A 4,873-nucleotide genomic window follows, 5' to 3' on the forward strand; every position below is an offset into this window, starting at 1 on the left:
GCCTCGCCGCTGGGCGAGATCAAATCGGAAAGGTGGGCGACATCGTCTCGGAATCCACGGGCGACTTCATATCGGTATGCCTGGGCGACTTCGTCGGAATCCGCAGCCTCACCGCCCTTCTTGGCGCGCCTAGTTCGCGATGAGGCCGCCAACTGAGGCGGCCTTACTATCGTGCTGGATCACTCGGCCTTGCGGAATCGCGGGAACGGTCGAGAGGCTCTCTGGCTAATTGGGGCGAACGATTAGGATCTGCGGTTCGCCCATCACACTCATAGGCTTCCCGAATCCTACGCAGGATTTCTTCCATCGTTGGCGTTTGGTCCATGGAGGACAGGCTCCCATACGAGAGTTGAAGAGCTGCTAAATTGCTTGTCGGAATATGGCAATCTGAGGCGGCCTCAACGCATCAGCATATAGACTGCGACGCCGGCGATGACCGCCAGGCAGATCAACGAGATATAGAGATAGATGTTGTGGGGGCCCATTACCCTATAGTTGTTCCATCGTGGCACAGATACCTTGATCCATGTCATGGTTTCAGTCCTTGGCTCGCTGGGACAAATTAGGTCACTGGCAAATTCAATAGTGACGGTCGCCGGTATGGGCCTTCGAGGGGGTCGTCTCGAAGCGTCGCGATCGACCCTATCAGGCCGGCGCCTCCCTGTAGGCGTCGCGGACATTGGATTCCGATGCCCTGATAAGCCTTGCTCATATTCGTCCGCATTCCGCGGGTGCTATTGCCTCTAGATCTAGACTCAGTTCTCATTCCGCTCGTTGAGGCTTTTGCGGGGGGTCTATCGTGAAAAACGAAGCCGGATGCCTGCTTTGTAGCCAACCACGAGTGCTCAAGGCCCTTTTTCCGTTGGCCAAGGGTTACGAGCTGAAGCTCTATGAATGCGCCAATTGCAGCAGCGATTTGTGGCTGGTTACGAGAGTGTCCAGACCGTCGCCGCGCAAACAGCCAGGAGGAAGATCTCCTCACGGCTTGCGGTTTGAGACCATCGATGCAGCGTTACGGGGTGCCAGTCGTGCGGCGGCTCGAAAATCGAAGCGTCCGCCAGTGTGAACCGGCGGGCGGTCCCGCGCAGTCCTTGAGCCGTCGTGTGTGAATTGCGTGCATTTCTGAAGGAGGCGGCCTTCTTAAAAAATCCAGCTCAGTGTTGCCGCTCCTGTCCCAGCGGCGGGTGCTTGTGGTAGAGGGCCCCGCCAGCTCAGCCAGCCCCGGGTGGGCCCTTCCTCCATCTTTTTTCAGCGGTTTTGGCCGGAAAGTCACACTGCCTGTGTTCCTCAAGAGGAACATCAAATTCACGTGCGACGAAATACTGCTGAAACATTTCAGCGCTCTAGTGCGCTTACCGGGGCTGGCCGCATATTTCACTTAGATCTTTCACCCGGAGTTTTTAGAATGCGCGTGCCGCAGTCTGTGTCCCCAGGCTGCGGCCTCATTAATAAGATGATGACTTTTTTGGTGATGAGTGTCTGATGTCAACAGAGCATTGCTTGATCGTCCATGCAGCGGGAAGACAACTGGATTTGCTGCGAGGAGAAGCTTCGCGTCTTGTAAAAGGAAGCAAGCTAGGTTGGTCAACCGAACGGGCTGATGTCGGTACCCGCTTTTGCTTTGAAGATGCAGACGCGAAAAAAGCTTTCGCCATCGTCTGCGATAACTTCGGCGTCTTCAGCAAAGACGCCTAGGCAGCGATGAAAAACCCGCCGCCATCCAGCAGCCAGCGGGTTCTCAATGCTAATCCGTAGTACCGCGGTACTCGTCACTAATCCGCGATGACTGATCGTAACTCGGAACGGTTGATGCCCGGTTACCGCTTCAGCGGTCGGCAGCGCGTCATCAGCCGCTGCCGGTCGCGCCTTCTGTGGGTGCGACACCGCTGGAGCCACCTTTTTCTGCTTCTGCCAATTTTCGATAATCGGCAGTATTCGACCGGAGGTGCGCCCGGCACAAACAACACCTACCCTGCCGTGATGACGCAGGACAATCCCCAGGTCCTTATTTGCAAGGAATGTAGAAGACCTATGGATTACCTTGCAATGCTGCCGCACATTGCAAATCTGGCAGCCGTGTACGCCTACAAGTGCTTGCCGTGTCGGAGGGTCGATACGGTTCCCGCTTGATCGGCGTGGCCGTGTGGTGCTGGCAATCCCTTGACGGCATCTAGTTAGCAACTCCTCTGCCTTCCCTTGATTACCCTGTCTGAATTGGAAGGAAAGAGCATGGCTCGGACACCGCTAATCATTGCAGTTGCTTGGTTGGCATTTTCAGCGACCGCATTCGCTCAAGGTCGCAGTGGAGGCGGACGGAGCACGCCAGTGCCGGCGTATCACTCTTGCTGGGGATGAACGATGTGATGCTTGTTCGCACTGCAACAACGATGGATCATTGCCTGAAACCATTCTTCCGATAACTTCATCCCATTCGCGTAAAGATAAGTTAGCACCACGACGGGAGATTGCTTTGACGAACGATGCAGCTATGTGCGACGCCTTATGCGGCGGCCCGAACGATGGCAGCAGGGAGTGGCTCGGGCGCATGGGTACGCGCCGCGCCATTAAGCGAAATGGGCTTACAGTCGATCCCGTGTCCTCCGCTTATTGCCTGCGCGAATGGCTGAGCGAAAGCGGCTACGTCGATATTCATCCCGTACGGTGGTCTACCTTGCTGCTCATGCTTTGAGCACCGAAGATGGGCCAGTCTCCTTCGGATGCCGCGGTTCGAAAACTGCTCGCTCGATTGGCGAGCCGTAGACGTTCTATTCGGCCAACCTTCACGACACCGCACGCGACCGACACAGACCCAAACCGCGAATTCTTACGAACGGAGCGGACACGGGTTTGGTTCTTCGTCTTCTTGTCGATCTTTGTGCTGCTGTACGCGATCGTCGAGAACATGCACGTCAGATAAGTACGCCGGTAACAGGAAGGCGGCGATCAGGAAGGTATCGCCCTTCTAATGCGATCATCAGCATATCAGGAAGAAAACTGGCGGCCTGTTCTGGCGCTGGACCATGGGTTCAACGCCACTGCCGAGTCGGCCCCCTTCAGAAGCCCCCGCCGAGGCCGCCCTATTTCCGTCAGACTGGAAACGCCCGCTGGGAAAGACTGCCTGACGCCCTAACCGCGCGGGGTACGCGCCGCAACAGGCATCTGCAAAATCACCCCCAAGGCGCTTAGTTTGTCTTTAACTGAAGATCGGCATCCTTGCAGCTTGGGACGGGGACATACGAGGCCTTGTGCTTGGGGTCGAGAGCCCGCCAGATTACCAGCCCCGGCGGCGCTCTCCCTCAGCTCCTCCGACGCGCATTAATCATTTTGCTGATTAGCCTTTATCTTGAACCCGAATTAAATTGCATTTATCTAATTATGGGTTTAATTTCGCTTTACCGGGGCTGGCTCCATACTTTACCTGAACCCTTTTTACCCGGGCCATTTTGAACGGCGCCTGGGCCGTAGCAGACCCCTGCTGCGGCCTTCGCCTGGTAGCGGACGTCGTGCATGTCGATTCACCCAGCTCATTTGAAGGCCGCCGCCCCCGACAAGGGCGGCACCTTCAAAACACCCAAGGGCGGCCTCGGACGTGCACCCGATCAGCGACCTTCGGGAGACCACGGAATCGAAGGCCGAGTTGGTTAGGCTCAAGGATGCAGCCGGATCATTTCTGACCTTGTCAGGTTTAAAACTCAACAATGTGCAGTGCGTAGTGCAAGTGCCAAGTGTAAAACCGCCGCTTGAGAAGCTGTCTCTCGATGATTTGCTCCATCTCGAACGCGTAGTTCGTGCGATGATCGAGAAGAGAATGCGGGAAGAAAGAACAAAAAGCCGCCCGAAATAGCGCGGCCTCCGCGCTTAGGTATCGGACATCCCGCGCGGAGCGAAAGAGGCCCCAGCTCGCAGGGGTGGGAGCAACGAGCTGGCGCCGACTTGCAGCTACCCTCGGGGCAGGGCGTCAGAAAACTTGGCAAGTCTTGCGATTGTTCCTGATCGCAGAAGGCGACCAACGGTTTGACGGAGCGAGACCACCTCACTTGGCGATCCGCATTTTCCTGGTCATACTGATCGAATGCAAGACAAGCAGCAAAAGAGCCTAGAGCAGATATTGGACGCAATCCGGACGAAGGAAGCAGCAGAACGCGCGCCGCCAGCAAGTGACTCAAAACAGCCGCCCCGAAAGGACGCAAGGCAGTTGGCGGCATCTTCATTTCCCTCCAGCCTGTACCAAGCCCATATGCACAAACAATCATTAGAAATCCCTAGTGAAATTCGTGACCTTGTTGAAAAGAGCCTTGATCAAACAGAAAAAGCATTTGAGTTTTTCTTTCAGGCCGCAAAACCAGCCGCTGTTGATCTTAGATTGGCCATCGCGCAACAGAACATCAAGACCGCGTTTGAATACGCCCGCAAACTATCACGAGCCGAGACCCTCGCCGAGACAATCGCGCTCCAGGCCGAATTTTTTAGAGTTCAGATTGCCTCCGCAAGCGAGTTCATGCGCGACGTGAGGCCAAAGAGCACGGGCGCGCGCGATAACCTGAAGTAGCGGCTAACTCTGAGGCTGCTTCACGAGACGCGCCAGGGCGGCGACCTTTAACGCAGCGTCGATTGTCGTCAACCTCAGACTTTTATCGCCGCGTTTGGAAGACAATCTTGATGCTTTGGTGATCAACCAAATGCTGCTAACGCAATTCGCACATTCATAGAGCTTCAGCTCGACGTACGCATACGACGAAGACCGCCTGATTGACGGATGCGCGCGGGCACGGCGGGGTCTATGATGGCGTTGGGTGAAGGTCAGGCGGCTTGCTGATCGGTTGGCTTATCGGCTTGGCGCAGGAGCTTCCATTCCCAGGGCAGCAGTTCGTGC

At 56.1% G+C, this 4,873-nt stretch carries 4 protein-coding genes; all 4 read left to right on the top strand.

The features are described 5' to 3' along the window. The first annotated feature begins 1,482 nt into the window (after nucleotides 1-1,482). Entirely contained in the window at nucleotides 1,483-1,695 is a 213-nt protein-coding gene (locus tag L6639_RS42600) for a hypothetical protein (protein ID WP_237867320.1), read from the top strand. Nucleotides 1,696-2,470: 775 nt separating this feature from the next. Beyond that, on the top strand, nucleotides 2,471-2,689 hold the full coding sequence (locus L6639_RS42605; RefSeq protein ID WP_237867321.1) for a hypothetical protein: 219 nt from the start codon (nucleotides 2,471-2,473) through the stop codon (nucleotides 2,687-2,689). 900 nt (nucleotides 2,690-3,589) lie between these two features. Beyond that, nucleotides 3,590-3,844, top strand: a complete 255-nt coding sequence (locus L6639_RS42610; RefSeq protein ID WP_237867323.1) for a hypothetical protein — start codon at nucleotides 3,590-3,592, stop codon at nucleotides 3,842-3,844. 228 nt (nucleotides 3,845-4,072) lie between these two features. After that, a complete protein-coding gene (locus L6639_RS42615) occupies nucleotides 4,073-4,549 on the top strand; it encodes a phasin family protein (protein ID WP_237867325.1) in 477 nt (158 codons plus the stop codon). Nucleotides 4,550-4,873 lie beyond the last annotated feature (324 nt).

The organism is Bradyrhizobium zhengyangense (assembly GCF_022012555.1).
In the GTDB taxonomy this organism is placed as follows: Bacteria; Pseudomonadota; Alphaproteobacteria; order Rhizobiales; family Xanthobacteraceae; genus Bradyrhizobium; species Bradyrhizobium zhengyangense.